General features: G+C 51.3%; 1 tRNA gene. It reads right to left on the reverse strand.

Annotated elements, in window-relative coordinates:
* Window position 1 precedes the first annotated feature (1 nt).
* Window positions 2-77 (reverse strand) — tRNA-Glu (locus BGE37_RS24955).
* Between the last annotated feature and the right edge of the window lie 159 nt (window positions 78-236).

Here is a 236-nt window from a genome sequence, read left to right on the forward strand (position 1 = left end):
GTGGCGTCCCCTAGGGGATTCGAACCCCTGTTACCGCCGTGAAAGGGCGGTGTCCTGGGCCTCTAGACGAAGGGGACACGAAAATTGCTTATCACGCGCTGCGTGATATTTTCGTGTAGGGTGAGCTTTCATTAATAGAAAGCGAACGGCCTTATTCTCTTCAGCCTCACTCCCAACGCGTAAACGCCTTGCTATTCACTTTTCATCAGACAATCTGTGTGAGCACTGCAAAGTAC

The sequence above is a fragment of the Escherichia sp. MOD1-EC6300 genome (assembly GCF_002965045.1).
Taxonomy (GTDB): Bacteria; Pseudomonadota; Gammaproteobacteria; order Enterobacterales; family Enterobacteriaceae; genus Escherichia; species Escherichia coli_F.